Below are 17,926 nucleotides of genomic sequence, written 5' to 3'. Positions count from 1 at the left end.
CGCGCCGCCGCATCGCGAGGACCGGTGGGCGAAAGGGCCGTCAGTGCATGGACGGCGCGGGCTCCTCGTAGGTGGGAATCGTCTCGCCGGTGCGCGCCTCGAAGGCGTTGCAGCCGCTGTCACCGGACACCACGAGCGCGAACTGCTGGAGGTGCGGCTGGTTGCAGCTCTGCACCTCTTCGTCGCTCGGCTCATCGCTGTTGCCAGCGAAGAAACGGCAGTTCTTGCAGTTGCCCCAGGATGCGTCCGCCATGGTTCCCTCCTCGTGGAAACGGGGTCCAAGAGGAGGGTGGGGTCGGTGGCGGGCCTCCACAACGAAGCACCCGTCTCCCGCCCGGGAGGGCAGGGGACCCGGCGCCCTGGGGATGGCGCCGGGAATTCCACCTCACGCCGCGCCTACTGCTGGGGCGCGGGCTGCTGCGGGGCCGGCTGCTCCTGCGCGGGCTGCGTCTGCCGCGGCGCCCCCGCGCCGGGCTGCTCACCCAGGGCGGCCGCGTCCTTCCTCACCGAGCCGGACTCGAAGGAGCCCAGCGAGTTGAGCAGGCGCAGCGCCGCGAGCGACGCCTGGAGGCGCTCGGAGACGAAGCCCACCTCCGCGTTGGTGAGCGCGGTGTTGGCGTCCGCGACCTCCAGGTAGGTGGCGACGCCCGCCTTGAAGCTCACGTCCGTCAGGCGGTTGGACTCGCGCGCCAGCTCCAGGGCCTCCTCGGCCTTGGCGCGGTTGGCGAGCGCGTTCTCCAGGTCCAGCTTGGAGCGCCGCACCTCCTCCTTCACGCGGGCCTGCGCCAGCGTCTGGGTGACGGTGGCCTCACGCACGCGCGACGAGGCCTCGGAGAGGTTCGCCTCGCGCAGGCCGCCGTCGAACAGCGTCCAGCTGGCGCCGAAGGTGATGGCCCAGGTCTCGTTCTGGCCGGTGAAGCCCGCCGCGTTCGCGATGCGGTAGGCGCCCGTGACGCCCAGCGTGGGCAGGTAGCTCAGGATGACGCCCGTCTTGTTGGTGCGGCTGAGCTTCAGGCCCACTTCCGCGGCCTGCACGTCCGAGCGCTCCTGCAGCGCCTGGTTCACCAGCTCGTCCGGCGACGCCTGCGCGGGCACCGTCGGCTCCGGCGGCGGGGCCAGGTCGAAGTCCGGCTCGCGCTGGATGAGCGTGCCCAGCGCCAGCTTCAGGCCCGCGAGCGCGTTCTTCGCGCGCACCAGGTCCTGCTCCGCGCGCGAGCGGTCCAGCTGGGCGCGCAGCAGCGCCACGCGCGTCACCGTGCCCGCGTCGAAGCGCGCCTGGGTGTCCTTCTCACGCGCTTGGTTCAGCTCCAGCAGCCGCTCCTGCGCGCGCAGGGCCTCCTGCTGCGCCGCGGCGCCGTAGTACGCCTGGGCCACGCCGAAGAGCACCTGCCGGCGCGCCGTCTGCGTGTTGAGCTCCGCCAGCTTCACGGACTGGTAGGACGCCGCGATGCCCGCCCACAGCTGCGGCGCGATGATGGCCTGCCGGACCTCCGCCTGCGCACCCTTCTGGATGAGCGGCTGGATGGTGATGTCCACCGGCGCGATGGGGCCCGCGGGGATGATGGCCGCCACGTTGTTGCGAGTGAGGGACGCGCCCACGGTGATGGTGGGCAGGTAGCCCGACCACGCCTTGCGCGTCGCGAGCGATGCCTGCTCGAAGCGCTCCTGCGCGACCTTCAAATCGAGGTTCTGCTGGCGGGCGGACTCCAGGGCCTCATCCAGCGTCAGTACGGGCGCCGCGGCCAGGGTGGCCGACAGGGACAGCGCCAGAAGGGTACTCATACCGCTCGACCTCCTCACCGTCCCGCGGGAGCGCGAGGCGGATCCGTCCTATGGGACGACTGCGTTGCGTCCTCTACCCGACCTTGGCGCGGCGTTGAAGTAATCCGCACTGTCGGACGTTGGAATATGCGGAATGTAGTAGCGGTCAATGATTGATGATGTCAATTGTTTATGTGCTTCCGATGAATTAACGTAAATTCACTATGAGCGCCTTCAGCGATGGTCCTTGCGAGCAGGTGATGTGCCAGTCGGCGGCCTCCCGTGGCCAGCCCGAGGCCGGGAGTGGATTGCCCGAGCAGGCGTGGGCGCTGCTCTACGAGATGCTGCACGCGCACATGCGCAACTTCCCCGCGCTGGCGGCGGAGCTGGACCTGTCGCCCGTGCAGGCCCACGTGCTCAAGCAGCTGGGCGAGGGACCGCTCGCGATGAGCACGCTCGCTCACTACCTGTCGTGTGACGCGTCCAACGTGACGGGGCTGGTGGACCGGCTGGAGGCGCGCGGGCTGGTGGAGCGCAAGAGCAGCGAGCAGGACCGGCGCGTGAAGATGCTGGTGCTGACGGAGGCCGGCGCGGAGCTGCGGGGTCGGCTGATGGCGCGGCTGAGCGCGCCGCCGCCGCTCATCGCCGCGATGCCGGACGAGGACCTGGCGGCGCTGCGCGACATCATGCGCCGCGCGCTGAAGATGCAGTAGCGCGCCCGGGCGGCCGCGTTCAGTCCAGCAGGAAGGTGTACGAGTACTTCATCTCCGTGGCCACCGGCTCGCCGCCCTTGATGGCGGGCTTGAAGCGGAAGCGGCGGATGGCGTCGCGCGCGGCCTCGTTGAGGCCGTAGCCGGGCCCGGAGATGACCTTCACGTTGGTCACCTTGCCCTCCGCGTCGATGGTGATGGACAGCGTGACGGTGCCCTCGATGCCCGCGCGGCGCGCTTCGTCCGGGTAGGGAATCTTCACCTCGGATGCGACCGAGGGCTCCTGGTCCACCTGGTACACGGGCACGTACTTCGGCGCGGAGTAGCCCTTCACGTCCTTGGGGTCCTTCGCCTGTCCGGTGGCCTTGCCGTAGGCGGTGTTGCCCACGGGCGCGGCGAAGGAGCCGGCGCTGGTGGTGGACGACATGGTCATGCCCACCACGAGCGGCGGCGGCTTGGCGGCGGGCTCCGGCGGCGGCGTGTCGTTGGGCGGTGGCGGGGCGTTCGTCGGAGGCGGGGGCTTGGGCGCCTCCGCGACCTTGATGGGCGGCGGCTTCACCGGCTTCACCTTCGGGGGCGGCGGAGGCGGCGGCTTGGGCTCTTCCGGCTTCTCCTCCGGAGGCGGCGGGGGGGGCGGCTTCTGCACCTCCACCATGACCATCTCCACCGGCTTCTGGTGGGCCGGGAGCTTGCGGCCCTCCATGGTGGACAGGTACGCGAAGGCCACCCCGTGCAGCGCGAGCGACACGAGCAGGAACACGGCGAGGAACCGCGTGGAGCGGTCGCGCTGGGGCAGGGGAGAAGGATCGAGGACCGCCTGGCTCATCGTTGCGAAGCCTCGTCTAGGGCGTGGCGGGCGCGGCCCGCGTGGGGGCGGCGTCCTTCTCGATGTTGAGGGCGAACTTCGCGATGCCCTGGCCCTTCACCACGTCGATGAGGCGCATCACGCGGCCATATGCGAGCGTCTGGTCCGCGCTGATGATGGCGCGCGTGTCCTTGTCCTTGGCCACGGCCTCCGTCACGCGGCGGGACAGGTCCGCTTCCGTCACCTCCGCGCCGTCGAAGTAGAGCTTGCCCTCCTTGTCGAGGACGACGTTCACCAGGCCCTGCACCGTCTCACCGCCGTTGGCGGCGCGGGGCAGGTCCACCTCCACCGTCTCGCGGACGATGAAGTTGGCGGTGACCATGAAGATGATGAGCAGCACCAGCACCACGTCCACCAGCGGGGTGACGTTGATGCCGCTGATCTCCTCGTCGCTGTCGTTCGCGCCGCCGGCCATGGCCTAGTTGCCTCCCGCGGCGCCCGGCTTGCGCGCCTTCATGGCGCCCACGAGCGCGTGACCCAGGGAGGTGGTGCGGCTGGTGAGCGTCTTCAGCTGGCGGTTGAAGATGTTGAAGGCGACCACGGCGGGGATGGCGACGGCGAGGCCCACGGCGGTGGCGACGAGCGCCTCCGAGATGCCGGCCATCACCGTCTGCTGCATGGCGCCGCCCTTGGCGTTCATGGCGCCCAGGTCGTTGAAGGCCTTGATGATGCCGAGCACCGTGCCGAACAGGCCGATGAACGGGGCGTTGTTGCCCAGGGTGCCCAGGATGGACAGGCCGCGCTCGTACTGGGGGCGCTCGCGGGCGACAGTGGACGCGATGACCTGCTCCACGGTGTCCGGGCCCTGCGGCGCGGAGGCGAGGGCCTCGCGGATGACGGCGGCCTCCATGCCCTTCTGGTTCTTCACCTCGCCGGCCACGGCGTCGAACTCGCCGCGCGCCAGGCGCACCGCCAGGGCCTCCGAGTTGGGCAGCCGGTGGCGCGAGAAGTAGACGGCGCGCTCCAGCATCACCGCGATGGAGACGATGGAGAGGGTCACGAGCAGCCAGAGGACCCACTCGGCGCTGCCCAGCGTCACCCCGAGCAGCTTGCTGCTCAACCATCCGAGTTCGGGTTGGGCCGCCTGGGCCAGGAGGAAGGAGGACGTCATGTGGGAAATGCCCGGTTCAAGAGTGGGACCGCGTAACGCGCGGCGCAGTCTCTTGTTCCCCCCAACTCAAAAGTCAAATGGAACGGGGGGCGTCCACCCCGCTGCCGCGCGCCACTGGACGCGCGCGGCGAAACCAGGGCGCGGATGTCATATGCCGAGCACGGAGCGGGACGGGCGAAGGAGTGCCTGTCCCGCAGGGTGGGCGGCCGTCCGGCTTTCAGGGCCGGCGGCTGGGGCTGGTGGTCTGCGCGGGGTCGCGCTCCACGACGGGCCCGAGGATGGCGTCGATGCGGCGCAGGAGCTCCGCGTCGAGCTTCACGCCAGTGGCCTTCACGTTGTCGAGCACCTGCTCCGGCCTGGTGGCGCCGATGATGGCGGAGGAGACGCTCTTGTTCTGGAGCACCCACGCGATGGAGAGCTGCGCCATGGACAGGCCGGCCTCCTGGGCCAGGGGCTTGAGCTGCTGGACGCGGGTGAGCACGTCGTCGGTCATGAAGCTGGTCATGAACTGCGCGCCCTGGGTGGCGGCGCGGGTGTCCGCGGGCGGGGGCTTGCCGGGGAGGTACTTGCCGCTGAGCACGCCCTTGGCCATCGGGGACCAGACGATCTGCCCCAGGCCCTCGGCGTCGGAGGTGGGGATGACCTTGGATTCGATGACCCGCCAGAGCATGGAGTACTGGGGCTGGTTGGAGATGAAGGGCACGCGCAGCTCGCGGGCGAGCTTGGCGCCGGCGGAGATCTGCTCGGCGGTCCATTCGGAGACGCCGATGTAGAGGGCCTTGCCCTGGCGGACGATGTCCGCGAAGGCGAGCAGGGTCTCCTCGAGGGGCGTCTCCACGTCGAAGCGGTGGGCCTGGTAGAGGTCCACGTAGTCCGTCTGGAGGCGGCGCAGGGAGCCGTGGATGGACTCGAAGATGTGCTTGCGGGACAGGCCGCGGTCGTTCTGGCCGGGGCCGGTGGGCCAGTAGACCTTGGTGAACAGCTCATAGCCTTCGCGGCGCTGGCCCTTGAGGGCGCGGCCGAGGACGGCCTCGGCCTTGGTGCCGGCGTAGACGTCGGCGGTGTCGAAGGTGGTGATGCCCGAGTCGAGCGCCGCCTTCACGCACGCGACCGCGGCGTCCTCTTCGACCTGGGAGCCGTGGGTGAGCCAGTTGCCGAAAGAAATCTCGCTGACCTTCAGACCGCTGCGACCGAGGAATCGGAAGTTCATAGGGGGCGGCAGCCTAACCGCCGCGTCTCGGGGGCTGCTTGGGATTCGCGGATTCTCGGCAGATGGAGTCGGACGGACGACCGTCCACGGCGGGATTCGACCGTTCCCGGGCTTCGCTTGTGAACCATGGGCCGGGTATCCGACACTGGCTTCCACGCATGGCCGCCAGTGAAGAACGCCGCTTCCAGTCCCTCGTGCTCGCGCCCATCCGGCGCGTGCAGCGGCGGCTCGATGTCGTCGCCTGGAGCGGCGCTGGCGTCGCTCCGCTCTGGGCCCTCGCCACCGCTTGCGTGCTGTCCCGGATGCTCTTGCGCGATGGGGTGGTGTGGGCCCTGCCGCCTCTCTTTGTCGCGGGCCTTGTCTGGTGGTTCGTTCGCGCGCGGTCTCGGGGCGTGTCGCTGGAGTACGCGGCGGTGCTCGCGGATCGCTCCGTCAACGCGGGCGGCCTGCTGCTCACGCGGCTGGAGCGTCCCGTGGGCGAGTGGGAGCTGAGCCTCAATCAGTTCGCCCAACTGGTGAAGCCTCCGGACGTCCCCTGGCGTCGGCCCGTGGGCGCGCTGCTGGGCGCGCTCGTGTTCCTGGCCGTCGGGTTCCTCGTTCCGCTCCCGGCTCCGCGCTCCTCGAACATCAACGCCGCCGCCGCGACCCAGGTCGCCGCCGTGCAGGCTCAGGCGGAGGCGCTGGCGCGTGAGGAGCCCCTTGGCCCCGACGTCGAAGAGGAGCTGCGCCGGCTGTCCGAGGAGGTCGCGCAGGGCCGCTTCGACTCCGCCGACTGGGAAGCCGCGGACGCCCTGGAGCAGCGGCTCGCCGAGCGCGCCTCCGAGGCCGCCGCTGAGCTCAACCGTGCGTCCGAGGCCGCCGCTGAGCTGGAGGACGCGCTCGCCGCTGCTGATGGCGCGGAGGCCGCCACCCGTGAGCGTGAGTCGCTGGAGCAGGCCCTCATGGCCCTCGATGCCCGCGCGAGTGGGCGCCCCTCGGACTCCGCCGCGGGTGAGCAGGACGCCCCCGCTTCCGAGCGGAGCTCGCAGGGGCAGGGGGCTGACTCAACGCAGCGCGATGGTGACTCGCGGCAGGGCTCGCAGGCGTCCTCCTCCGAAGCCCAGGCCCGCGCTTCCGCTCGCGCCCAGGCCTCCGGCTCGCCGGATCAGATCGCGGACCTGCGCCGCACGCTGGAGCGGCGGCAGCAGTCCCTGGCCCAGCGCTTCGAGGAAGAGAACGCTTCGCGAGGGAACCGCAGTGCCCAGGCCCGGCGTCCCACCCGGCGGCAGCAGTCCGGCCAGGGGCAGAAGGGGCAGGGCCAGAAAGGCCAAGGTCAGGGGCAGGGTGAAGGTGAGGGCGAAGAGGGCGACGCCGAGGGCCAGCAGGCCGGTCAGCACGCGAGCCGGAACGTCCGGCAGGGCGACGGCGCGGGCGTGAGCCGGGGCGGAGAGAGCCAGCCTCTTGTCTTTGGCGGCGAGGCGGAGATGAACCCGGAGCGGCTCGCCTTCCAGCCGCTGCCGGAGGGCCATGGCGGCGAGGCGGAAGAACTGTGGGGCCTTCGCGCCGCGGATCCGCAAGCCCGGACGGGGCAGGCGGGGCCCGGCGGCTCGAAGGGCACGGGCGCGAAGGGCGATGCGACGGCGGGACCGACCTCGGGTCCGCTGCTGCCTCGCAACCGCGACCTGGTGAAGCGGTACTTCGGTGGTTCGTAGTCCAGAAGGGGAGTCGACGTGGCAGCGGAGCTTCTGAGTCCCGCCGAAGCACAGGGCGCGGCGGACGTGGCGTCCCGGCTCAAGGCCGGGCTCAACCAGGTGATGCTCGACCAGGAGACGGTCGTCGAGCAGGTCGTGACGGCCGTGCTCGCGCGGGGCCACGTGCTCCTGGAGGGCCTGCCCGGTCTGGGCAAGACCGAGCTGTGCAAGGCCCTGGCGCGGCTGCTGTCGCTGCCCTTCCGCCGCATCCAGTTCACCCCCGACCTCCTGCCCGGCGACATCACCGGCACCTACGTGCTGGAGGGTGAATCGCGCCGCGACTTCGTCTTCCGCGAAGGCCCCCTCTTCGCGAGCCTCGTCCTCGCGGATGAGATCAACCGCTCCAGCCCCAAGACGCAGTCCGCGCTGCTGGAGGCCATGCAGGAGCGCTCCGTGACGGTGCTGGGCCAGACGCGGCCCCTGCCCGAGCCGTTCTTCGTGCTCGCCACGCAGAACCCCATCGAGCTCGAAGGCACGTACCCGCTGCCCGAGGCGCAGCTGGACCGCTTCCTCTTCCGCATCCTCGTGCCGCCCGTGGGCGCCAGGACGCTGCGCACCCTGCTCACCACGCGCGTGCGCGGCGCGCCCCCCGCGCAGGAGCCGGTGCTCGACGCCGAAGGGCTGTCGCGCCTGTTCGCCGCCGTGGATCGCGTGCACCTGCCCGGCCCGGTGGCGGACTTCATCGGCCGGCTGGTGGAGGCGTCCGACCCGCGCCAGGCCTCCGCGCCCGAAGCCGTGCGCCGCTTCGTGCGCTTCGGCGCGAGCCCTCGCGCGGCGCTGGCCCTGGCCGCCGCGGGCCGTGCTCGAGCGCTGCTCGAGGGCCGGCCCAACGTGGGCTTCGACGACGTGGTGGCCGCCGCGCCCGCCGCCCTCAACCACCGCCTGGTGCTGGCCTACGAAGCCTCGCTGGAGAAGGTGTCCGCGCCGGACGTGGTGCGCGAGCTGCTCAAGGCGACCCCCGAGGTGCCTCGTGGCTAGCCGTGTGTCCTGGGCCCTCGCGGCGCTCCTGGGGGCCCTGCTCTGGACGGACGCGGCGTTCGCGACCAGCACGGATGTGGATGTGGCTCAGGCGGCCGAGCCCCAAGGCAGTGGCTACCGCGAGGTGGGGGAGACCGTGGAGAACCTCCCCGACACAGGGGACCTCAAGGCCTCCATGCGCGTCGTCACGCTGGTCCCCAACCGGGGCTACACGCCCATCCAGGTGACGGTGCACAACGCCGGCGGACAGCCGCGTCCGGTGCGCCTGTCCATCTCCTCGCAGGGACGCCTCACGGAGCGCTCGCTGCAGGTGGGGCCCCGGGAGCGCGTCGTCACCTGGATGCTGCTGCCCGCGGACCTGCAGGGGGGGACGCTCCAGCTGGACTCGCCCGGGCTGGACACCTCCGCCCGGGGCTTCTACCTGGACGGCTACCGGGGCGCGCGCGTGATGGTGCTGGGCGACGTGAAGGCCTTTGAGGCGGCGACGGGGCTGCGCCGCGTGTCGGAGAACATGGAGCCGCTCGTCGCCACGCGCTTCGTGGATCCGCGCACCGCGCCGCGCGAGCTGGCCGCCTACGCGGGCTACGACGCGGTGCTGGTGGCGGTGCCGCCGGACCAGGTGCCCGCGGACGTCTGGGCGGTGCTGGAGTCCTACGCGGTGAGCGGCGGCAAGCTGGTGCTCGACCAGCCCCCGGCGAACCCGCGCCTGAACCTCCCGCTGCTCCAGGACGAGAAGGCGGAGCTGTCGAACTATGGCTTCGGCTTCGTGCGCCAGTTCCGCGCATGCCGGACGCAGACGCCGGGCTGCGGCTTCAACCTCTGGGAGGACACGCAGCGGTCGCAGGCCGTGGTGACGCCCGCGGGCCCGCCGCCCCGCTGGGAGCGCCACGACCTGCTGAACGACGGACGGCTGCCGCTGCTCTCCACCGCGCGCGCGCCCGTGGGCCGCTTCATGTTGCTCATCGTCCTCTTCACGCTGGCGGTGGGGCCCGGCGGGTGGATGCTCGCCCGGCGCAAGGGGCCGCTGGCGGTGCTCATCACCGTGCCCGCGCTGGCGGTCCTCACCAGCCTGGGCCTGGTGGCGTGGTCCGTGCTGGTGGACGGCTTCAGCGTGCACGCCGCGCGCTACAGCCTCACGCTGCTGGACCGCGAGCGCTCCCGCGCGGTGACGGTGGGGCTCAACGCCTGGTACGCGAACCTCGCGAAGGACGGGGTGAGCATGCCCGCCTCCAGCGTGCTGCTGGCGCCCAAGGAACCGGAGGATTCGCCGCTGCTGCTGGACTGGACGAACGGGCTCGTCGTGAAGAACAGCTTCCTGCCCTCGCGCAGCTACCGCGAGTGGGGAGAAGTCGCCGTGGTTCCCTCGCGCGCGCGGCTGACGGCGCGCAAGGCGGACGGCGGCGTGCAGGTGCAGAACGCGCTGGGGGCCCCGCTGAAGGGCGGCACGTTGAAGCTGGACGGTCGGCTCTGGGCCCTGCCGGAGCTGGATGACGGCGCGGAGGGGCTGGCCACGCCGTCAGGCGAGGAGGCGGATGACCTGCTGGGCCTGGAGCACGAGCCGCTCTCCCGCTTCGGGGACGCGATGATGCCCGTGATGCAGGCGCTGGAGAACGGGACGTTCGTGGCGCGGCTGGGCGGGCGCGGCTTCACGCCCACGGCGGCGATGGACGTGGAGCTGGAGGCCGCGGTGCACGTGGTGCGCGGACAGGTCGAGGAGGCACGGCGATGAGCCTGCTGGAGGTGAAGGGGCTGCGGCGCGACTACGGGGCGCTGCGCGCGGTGGACGACGTGTCGTTCACGCTGGAGGCCGGCAGCATCCTGGGCTTCATCGGGCCCAACGGCGCGGGCAAGAGCACCACGCTGCGCATCCTGGCCACGCTGGACGTGCCCACCGCGGGCACGGTGCTGCTGGACGGCACGTCGCTGGTGGACGCGCCGGACCGGGCCCGGCCGCTCTTGGGCTACATGCCGGACCGCTACGGCACCTACGACGACGTCACCGTGAGGGAGTTCCTGGACTTCTTCGCGCGCGCCTACGGATTGAAGGGCGCGCGGCGCAAGCAGCGGGTGGACTCGGTGATGGAGTTCACCGGGCTGGGGCCGCTGGCGGAGAAGCTCACCACGGAGCTGTCCAAGGGCATGCGTCAGCGCGTGGCGCTGGGGCGCACGCTGCTGCACGACCCTCGGCTGCTGCTGCTGGACGAGCCGGCGGACGGGTTGGATCCGCGCGCGCGCATCGAGCTGCGGGAGCTGCTGCGCGCGCTGGCGGATCAAGGCAAGTCGGTCATCATCTCCAGCCACATCCTCACGGAGCTGGCGGAGATCTGCGACAGCTGCGTCATCATCGAACAGGGGCGCCTGCTGGCCCAGGGCCGGGTGGAGGACGTGCTGCGCCAGAGCGCGGGCCCGTCCCGGACGATGGAGTTGATGGTGCGGCTGGCGGCGCCCGGTGACGCGGGTGAGGCGCTGTGGTCGCGCACGGAGCGCACGCTGCTGGAGCAGCCTCGCGTGAAGGACGTGGCGCGGGACGGCGGCGCGCTGCGCGTGCGGTTGGAGCTGGAGGCGGACGCGGGGCCGGCGCAGGCGGAGGCGGCCGCGGCGGTGCTGCTCGCGGCGCTGGTGTCGCAGGGGCTGCCGGTGTGCGCGTTCAGCCCGCGCGAGCGCAACCTGGAGGACGCGTTCATGACGGTGACGAAGGGGAGGGTGTCGTGAGCACGCAAGCGAGTCCCGCGTCGGGTGAGGCCGAGTCCGCTCCCGCCCCGGGGGTCCCCGCCATGACGTCCGACCGCTGGGAGCAGTGGGGCGACCGGCTCAACCCGCTGGTGGTGAAGGAGGTGCGGCAGGGGCTGCGCACCCGCGTCTTCTGGGTGAGCTTCGGGTTGCTGCTGGCGGCGTGCCTGGTGCTGTCGCTGATTGCCTTCGCGAACACGCACGACAGCGCGTACACGCGCGAGGGAAGCCAGTACTTCTTCTCCTTCTTCATCTGCCTGGCGCTGGTGCTCTTCGGCGTCATCCCCTTCAACGCGTACCGGTCGCTGGCGCGTGAGCGCGAGGACGAGACGTGGTCGCTGCTCCTGCTCACGGGGCTGGGGCCCCGGCGCATCCTGCTCGGCAAGGTGGCGTCCTTCCTGGTGCAGGCGGTGCTGTATGCGTCGGCGGTGGGGCCGTTCCTGCTGTTCAGCTATTTCCTCAACGGCATCTCCCTGCCCACCATCCTGATGGTGTTGCTCTACGGCGCGACGTGGATGGTGTTCCTCACGCTCGTGTCGGTGTGCGCGGCGACCCTGGCGGACAGCCGGATGGGGCGGGCCGCGGTGCGGCTCCTGCTGGTGGGGGCGCTGCTGCTGTCGCTGTTCCAGACGCTGACGCTCGCCTTCGTGGTGACGCAGGAGCGCGGCTCCGGGTTCTCGTTCGACCGGGAGTTCTTCTGCGGCCTGGCCGCGCTGCTCTGGGTGCTCGTGTCCAACGGGTGGCTGGTGTTCGAGGTGGCGGTGTCCCGGTTGTCGCTGGTGACGGAGGACTACACGCGCCATCCCCGGAGGGCGCTGGTGGCGCAGGTGGTCGTGACGTTCGTGGGGATGACGGCGATGTGGTGGTTCCTGGATCGCAAGGACGACATCCCCACGGGGATGGGCTTCCTGGGAGGACTGCACCTCATCTTCGCCAGTCTCTTCATGGGGACGGACGTGGACGGTCAGGCGCGCCCGCTGCGCGCGGGCACGCGGGTCTGGTCGCTGCTCAAGCCCGGGGCGCTGCGCGGGTTCCGGTTGTCGGTGCTGCTGCTCCTGGGGTGGGCGGCCGGGTGCTCGGCGCTGGTCTGGGCGTCGCAGGGCCCGACCGGGGGCGCGCGGTTGATGATGTCGATAGGGGCGCTGGCGCTCTATGGGGTGCTGTACCTGTCGGTGGCGCTGCTCTTGGGGCGGCTGCCAGGCTCCGGGCGGTTCGCGTCGCCGGTGTCGGTGCGGCTGCTCTACATCCTGGCGGGGGTCGTGGGGGCCGGCGTGCCGCCGCTGCTGGCGGCGTTCCTGGGCCTGGAGGGGCGCGATGAGCTGCTCAACCTGCTCAACCCGGTGCTGGGGACGCTGAACTTCGGCCGATACGACTACAGCGGCTCGGGCGGCCTCAAGATGACGCCGGAGCTGCTCCTGTGCGTGGCGCTGGTGGCGTTGCTGGCGGCGTTCGCCGCGGACCGGGTGCTGGCGGATCGCGAGCGGCGGGTCCATCAGCAGTGAGCGCGCCGCTGGATGAGGCGGAGGTGGCGCGCCTGGCGCCGGGGTTGACGCTGGCGCTGCCGCGCCTGCCGCAGCGCGGACGGGTGGGCGAGGTGCGCGCCACGTCCGCGGGCAGCGCGATGGAGTTGCACGACTTCCGCGCGTACCAGCCGGGGGACGACCTGCGGCAGCTGGACTGGAACGCGGTGGCGCGCACGGGCGAGCTGGTGCTGCGCGTGCGCCAGGACGAGGTGTCGCCGCGCGTGGAGGTGGTGCTGGACGGCTCGCGCAGCATGGGGCTGTCGCCGCGCAAGGCGGCGGGGGCTCGCGAGGTGGCGCTGCTCACGGTGGAGGTGGGCGGGCGGCAGGGGCTGACGCCGACGCTGCTGTGGGGCGGCGCGAGGTCCGAGCGGGTGCAGGGACCGGCGTGCCGCGCGGCGCTGCGTGGCGCGGAGTTCGAGGCGCGGGATGACCTGGCGTCCGCGCTGGGGCGGTTGCCGCCGCTGCGGCCGTGTGGCCTGCGGGTGGTGGTGAGCGACTTCCTCTTCGAGACGGACCTGGAGGCGCTGTGCGCCCGGCTGTCGCGCGGAGCGTCGGCGCTGTTCCTGGTGCAGGTGCTGGACTCGGAGGACCTGGAGCCCACGGGCGGGGAGGGCGCGCGGCTGGTGGACGCGGAGAGCGGCGCGGCGCTGGAGGAGCTGCTGACGGACAGCGTGCTGGCCGCCTATGCGCGACGCTTCGCGGAGCATCAGCGCGCGCTGCGGAGCGCGGCGGTGCGGGCGCGAGGCACGCTGCTCACCGTGAACGCGGCGGACGGGTTGCGGGCGCAGGTGGCGGGACCGCTGCGCGCGCTGTTCGTCTCGGGAGGCGGGGCGTGAGCTTCGGGCTTCCCTGGGGACTGCTGGCGCTGGGGGCGCTGGTGCCGTTGGTCGCGGCGTACTTCCTGCGCCGCCGGCAGAAGCCGGTGGTGGTGAGCGCGCTCTTCCTGTGGCGCACGCCGCGTCCCCGCGCGGAGGGCGGGCCCCGGTGGGAGCGCTTCACGCGGGAGGTGTCGCTGCTGCTGGAGGTGCTCGCCGTGCTGGCCGCGGCGCTGTACCTGGCGGACGTGCGTCTGGGGGAGACGGCTCGCCGCCGTCACCTGGTGCTCGTCGTGGACGGCAGCCTGTCCATGTCCGCGCGGACTGCGGACGGAGGGACCGTGCTCGAACATGTGCGCGCCGAGGCCGCGAAGCGCGTGGAGTCGGAGCACGCGACGCACGTCACGGTGCTCGCGACCGGCGTCACGCCCCAGGTCATCGCGGGACCGGAGGCCGAGCCTTCGCGTGCATTGATCGCTCTGGAGTCCTTCGAGGCTCGCGGGCCGGACCACGACGTCACGGCGTCGCTCCTGTGGGCGCAGGAGCTGGCCGGACCGGGCAGGCGCGTGCACTTCTTCACCGATGCGCCTCCTGCGAAGGACGCGACCGTGCCGCCCTCCGTGCGCTGGACGGCGCTGGGGCACCCCCAGGGCAACGTGGCGCTGGTCTCCGCGCAGCGGCGCGACGAAGGAGGCCGGGCCACGGTGACGCTGCGGGTCGCTCGCTTCGGCGCGGGGCCCGCGGAAGTCGAGGCCCGTGTGCGCGCGGCCCCTGGCCCTGGCGCGCGTGAAGGCACCGAACGCACGGAGCGCATCGCCTTGCCGGAAGAGGGCGCCGCGACCGTGCGCCTTACCTTCCGCGAGGCCGGCGACGTGGAGGTCTCCCTGCCGGACGACGCGCTGCCCGAGGACGGTCACGTGCGCCTGCCCCCGTCTCCCGTGATGCCGGTGGCCGTGGGGCTGACGGAGGGGTTGTCGCCCGCGTCGAAGCAGGCCCTGGAGCGCTTCCTGGCGGTGTCTCCCGATGTGGCGCGGGGGCCTCCCGTCCCCGGTGCTTCGGTGCTGTCCGTGGGGCCCGCGCGCGCGGAGGCTCACGTGACGCTGGGCGCGGAGGGAGCGCTGCGCACCTTCGTGGGGCCGTTCTTCACGGAGAAGGGCAGCGCGCTGATGGACGACGTGCAGCTCGCGGGCGTGCGGTGGACGGCGGGCGCGAACCCTCCGGGCCGTCCGTTGATGACCGCGGGCGACGCGGTGCTCGTGTCGGAAGAGGAGGGCGGACGGCTGCACCTCAACGTGGACCTGGCGCGCTCCAACCTCCAGCGCACCACCGCCTGGCCCGTGCTGCTGGGCAACGTGGTGCGCGAAGCGCGGCGCCTACGCGAGGGCTTCCCCCGGCGCCAGCTCAACCTGGGCGAAGCGCTCCCGGTGGTGACGGAGGCCGGCGCGCGCTACGCGCTGAAGGGGCCCTCGGGCCGCAAGCCCGTGTTCGGCGCGGGCGCGCTGAGCCTGCCCGCGCCCGCGAGCCCCGGCCGCTACGTGCTGGAGCGCGATGGCCGCGACGTGGACTCGCTGGAGGTGCTGGCTTTGGATGCCCGGGAGTCGGACCTGCGCGGCCGGGGCAGCGCCGACGTGGCCGCGCGGGAAGCGGGCGAGGACTCGGAGGGGACCGGCGCCCATGAGCGCGCCCGCTGGCCCCTGGTGGTGCTGCTGGCCGCGCTGCTGGCGGACTTCTACGTCACGAGGAAGGCATGACCTTCACCCTTCCCCAGGCGTGGCTGCTGCTGTTGCCGCTGGGCCTCTTCCTGTGGCGCTACGGCCGGAGGCCCGGCCCGCCCATGGTGCTGCGGTGGGTGCTGTTGGTGCTCGGCGTGGGCGCGCTGTCCGGGCCGGAGCTGCGGCTGGCGAACGCGGGCAGCGACGTGGCCGTGGTGGTGGACCGTTCGCGCTCCATGCCGCTGGACGTGGACCGCGTGGCCCTGGAGCTCATCTCGCTGGTGGAGTCCCAGCGCCGGCCCGGGGACCGCGTGGGCGTCATCACCTTCGGCCGCGAGGCCCGCGTGGAGTCCCCGCTGTCGGAGGTAGGCCGCTTCGGCGGCTTCACGCGGCCGGTGGACGCGGAGGCGTCGGACCTGTCGGCCGCGCTGGACGCCGCGGGCGCGCTCATTCCCCCCGAGCGCACGGGCCGGGTGCTGGTGGTGTCCGACGGCAGGGCCACGGGCGCGGATGCCCGGGGCGCGACGCGGCGGCTGGCGGCGCGGGGCATCGCGGTGGACTACCGGCAGGTGTCCCGTCCGGAGCCCGCGCTGGATGTGGCCGTCATGTCCCTGGACGTGCCCGCCACCGTCTCCGTGCGCGAGCCCTTCCAGTTCTCCGCGGTGGTGCAGGCCACCTCCGCCGTCACCGGCACCGTGCGCCTGGAGCGCGACGGGAAGGTGCTGGTGAAGGGACCGTTCGACTTCAAGCCCGGGCCCAACCTGCTGCCTTTGCGCGACCTGTTGGAGGAGCCGGGGCTCGTGCACTACCGGCTCACGGTGGAGGCGCCGGGCGACGGCGTCCCGGAGAACGACGTGGGCGTGGGCGTGCTGCGCGTGGAGGGGCCACCGCGCGTGCTGCTGCTCACCGCGCAGCCCTCGGGCACGCTGGCGAAGGCGCTGGCATCCACGGGCATGGCGCTGGAGGTGAAGGCGCCGTTCCACCTGTCGCTGGAGGCGCTCGACGGGGTGGGCGTGGTGGTGCTGGAGAACGTGGACGCGAACGCGCTGGGCGAGACGGGCTTGAACGCGCTGGCGGACTACGTGGACCAGGCGGGCGGCGGGCTGGTGATGACGGGCGGGCGGTCGAGCTTCGGCGAGGGCGGCTACCGGCGCTCGCCCGTGGAGCCGCTGCTGCCCGTGTCGCTGGAGATGCGCGAGGAGCAGCGGCGCGCGTCGGTGGCGATGAGCGTGCTCATGGACTCGAGCTGCTCCATGGGCGTACAGGTGCCGGACGGGCGCACGAAGATGGAGCTGGCCGCGGAGGGCGTCACGGCTGCGCTCACGCTGCTCAACGCGAACGACGAAGCGTCCGTGCACATGGTGGACACGCAGCCGCATGAAGTCTTCCCCCTGAGCCCGGTGCGCGAGGGACTCCCGTTCGACAAGGTGGCGCGGGGCTTCAGCGGCGGTGGCGGCATCTACGTGGGCGAGGCACTGAGAGCGGGCCGCAAGGAGATCCTCCGCAGCGACAAGCCCACGCGGCACGTGGTGCTGTTCTCCGACGCGGCGGACTCGGAGGAGCCGGGCGACTACCGGGCGACGCTGGCGGCGCTGCGCGAGGCCCAGGTGACGGTGTCGGTCATCGGCCTGGGCAAGCCCACGGATCCGGACGCGGACCTGCTGCGCGACGTGGCCCGGCGTGGCGAGGGGCGCATCTACTTCGCGGAGGACGCCATGAGCCTGCCGCGCATCTTCAGCCAGGAGACGCTCGCGGTGGCGAGGGCCACGTTCGTGGACGAGCCCGCATCGCTGGAGGCCGCGCCGGACCTGCCGCTGCTGGGCCCGCTGCCGACGACGGGCCTGCCGCAGGTGGGCGGCTACAACCTCACGTACCTGAAGCCCCGGGCGAACGTGGCGCTGCGCACGCTGGACACCAACGCCGCGCCGGTGCTGGCGCTGTGGCCGCATGGCGCGGGACGCACGGTGGCGCTCACGGCGGAGGTGGATGGCAGGTACACGGGCGAGCTGCGCGAGTGGGGCGCGCTGCGGGCGACGCTGGAGGCGGTGGTGCGCTGGTCGATGGGGCGCTCCACGCCGAAGGAGGAGGCGGTGGTGCGCTCGGAGCGCCAGGGCAACCTGCTGCGCGTGACGTTGGACCTGCCGCCGGGTGAGCCGATGCCGGGCGCGCTGCCCACGGCGGTGTTGCTGTCGGGCGATGGCCGCTCCAGCGTGGAGAAGCCGCTGCACTGGGAAGACGAGGACCGGCTGGGGGTCGAGTACCCGCTGTCAGGCAGCGGCACCTGGCACCCGGTGGTGAAGTGGGGCGGGCGCGTGTTGAGGGCGCCACCGGTGGCGCTGCCGTACGCGCCGGAGTTCGAACCGGGCAGCGCGAAGGAGGGGCTGAAGCTCCTGCGCGCCCTGGCGGCGGTGGGCGGCGGTCAGGAGCGGCTGTCGATGACGGGCCTGTTCGCGGAGGCCCCGGAGTCGGAGGGGCGCGTGGCGCTGTCTCCATGGCTGGTCGCGTTCGCGCTGGCGGCGATGCTCGCGGAGGTGGCCGTGCGCCGGTTCCTCTCCGCGCCTCGAGTGCGCGCGTCGCGCGAGCGGCCCGCGAAGGAAGCCGTCACGCGAGGACCCACGGCCGCACCGCGCGGTGATGCGAAGCCCACGCGTCCGCCCAGGCCCGCCCCTGAAGAGCCAGTCGAGCAGAAACCCGAGCCGCCGAAACCGCCTGCGGGAGTGGACTCCGCGCTGGAGGCCGCGCGTGCGCGGGCACGGCGTCGCACGGGGCGCTGAGGCGGGG

Annotated in this window: 15 protein-coding genes; 9 read left to right on the top strand and 6 right to left on the bottom strand. The window is 72.4% G+C overall.

Features of this window, described 5'->3' with window-relative positions; all coding sequences use genetic code 11:
- Nucleotides 1-40: 40 nt before the first annotated feature.
- Nucleotides 41-253, bottom strand: coding sequence for a hypothetical protein (locus tag KYK13_RS34215; RefSeq protein WP_223638484.1), 213 nt, complete (start codon nt 251-253; stop codon nt 41-43).
- 143 nt (nt 254-396) lie between these two features.
- Nucleotides 397-1,782 (bottom strand): TolC family protein, encoded by a 1,386-nt coding sequence (locus KYK13_RS34210; RefSeq protein ID WP_223638483.1) that lies wholly within the window; start codon nt 1,780-1,782, stop codon nt 397-399.
- Between the two features lie 203 nt (nt 1,783-1,985).
- Between KYK13_RS34210 and KYK13_RS34205 the strand changes: the two genes are divergently transcribed.
- On the top strand, nt 1,986-2,474 hold the full coding sequence (locus KYK13_RS34205; RefSeq protein ID WP_370645213.1) for a MarR family winged helix-turn-helix transcriptional regulator: 489 nt from the start codon (nt 1,986-1,988) through the stop codon (nt 2,472-2,474).
- Nucleotides 2,475-2,493: 19 nt separating this feature from the next.
- On the opposite strand, the gene KYK13_RS34200 is transcribed toward KYK13_RS34205, so the two are convergent.
- From KYK13_RS34200 to KYK13_RS34185, 4 genes are all read right to left on the bottom strand, one after another.
- Complete coding sequence (locus KYK13_RS34200) at nt 2,494-3,297, bottom strand: energy transducer TonB (RefSeq protein ID WP_223638481.1); 804 nt, start codon at nt 3,295-3,297, stop codon at nt 2,494-2,496.
- Between the two features lie 16 nt (nt 3,298-3,313).
- Nucleotides 3,314-3,751, bottom strand: a complete 438-nt coding sequence (locus KYK13_RS34195) for a biopolymer transporter ExbD (RefSeq protein WP_223638478.1) — start codon at nt 3,749-3,751, stop codon at nt 3,314-3,316.
- A gap of 3 nt (nt 3,752-3,754) precedes the next feature.
- Nucleotides 3,755-4,447 (bottom strand): MotA/TolQ/ExbB proton channel family protein, encoded by a 693-nt coding sequence (locus KYK13_RS34190; protein ID WP_223638477.1) that lies wholly within the window; start codon nt 4,445-4,447, stop codon nt 3,755-3,757.
- 217 nt (nt 4,448-4,664) lie between these two features.
- Complete coding sequence (locus tag KYK13_RS34185) at nt 4,665-5,657, bottom strand: aldo/keto reductase family protein (RefSeq protein WP_223638475.1); 993 nt, start codon at nt 5,655-5,657, stop codon at nt 4,665-4,667.
- Nucleotides 5,658-5,815: 158 nt separating this feature from the next.
- Between KYK13_RS34185 and KYK13_RS34180 the strand changes: the two genes are divergently transcribed.
- Genes KYK13_RS34180 through KYK13_RS34145 form a run of 8 tightly spaced genes read left to right on the top strand, consistent with a single transcriptional unit; the run spans nt 5,816 to nt 17,919 of the window.
- A complete protein-coding gene (locus KYK13_RS34180) occupies nt 5,816-7,348 on the top strand; it encodes a hypothetical protein (protein WP_223638473.1) in 1,533 nt (510 codons plus the stop codon).
- A gap of 18 nt (nt 7,349-7,366) precedes the next feature.
- Nucleotides 7,367-8,365, top strand: a complete 999-nt coding sequence (locus tag KYK13_RS34175) for a MoxR family ATPase (protein WP_223638471.1) — start codon at nt 7,367-7,369, stop codon at nt 8,363-8,365.
- Nucleotides 8,358-10,094, top strand: a complete 1,737-nt coding sequence (locus tag KYK13_RS34170; protein WP_223638469.1) for a hypothetical protein — start codon at nt 8,358-8,360, stop codon at nt 10,092-10,094. The genes KYK13_RS34175 and KYK13_RS34170 overlap by 8 nt, the downstream gene beginning before the upstream one ends.
- Nucleotides 10,091-11,077 (top strand): ABC transporter ATP-binding protein, encoded by a 987-nt coding sequence (locus KYK13_RS34165; protein ID WP_223638467.1) that lies wholly within the window; start codon nt 10,091-10,093, stop codon nt 11,075-11,077. The genes KYK13_RS34170 and KYK13_RS34165 overlap by 4 nt, the downstream gene beginning before the upstream one ends.
- The gene (locus tag KYK13_RS34160; RefSeq protein WP_223638465.1) at nt 11,074-12,597 is read left to right on the top strand and encodes an ABC transporter permease; all 1,524 of its coding nucleotides are present in this window, start codon (nt 11,074-11,076) and stop codon (nt 12,595-12,597) included. The genes KYK13_RS34165 and KYK13_RS34160 overlap by 4 nt, the downstream gene beginning before the upstream one ends.
- Complete coding sequence (locus KYK13_RS34155) at nt 12,594-13,454, top strand: DUF58 domain-containing protein (RefSeq protein WP_223638463.1); 861 nt, start codon at nt 12,594-12,596, stop codon at nt 13,452-13,454. Before KYK13_RS34160 ends, KYK13_RS34155 begins: the two co-directional genes overlap by 4 nt.
- Nucleotides 13,451-15,184 (top strand): BatA and WFA domain-containing protein, encoded by a 1,734-nt coding sequence (locus KYK13_RS34150; protein WP_223638460.1) that lies wholly within the window; start codon nt 13,451-13,453, stop codon nt 15,182-15,184. The genes KYK13_RS34155 and KYK13_RS34150 overlap by 4 nt, the downstream gene beginning before the upstream one ends.
- Nucleotides 15,181-17,919 carry a VWA domain-containing protein gene (locus KYK13_RS34145; protein ID WP_223638457.1) on the top strand — a complete coding sequence of 913 codons (2,739 nt, stop codon included), beginning with the start codon at nt 15,181-15,183 and terminating at the stop codon, nt 17,917-17,919. Before KYK13_RS34150 ends, KYK13_RS34145 begins: the two co-directional genes overlap by 4 nt.
- Nucleotides 17,920-17,926: the final 7 nt, after the last annotated feature.

Source organism: Corallococcus sp. EGB, assembly GCF_019968905.1.
Classification (GTDB): Bacteria; Myxococcota; Myxococcia; order Myxococcales; family Myxococcaceae; genus Corallococcus.
The sequence above is the reverse complement of the archived record's forward strand: the minus strand, read 5'-3'. Positions and strand labels throughout refer to the sequence as shown.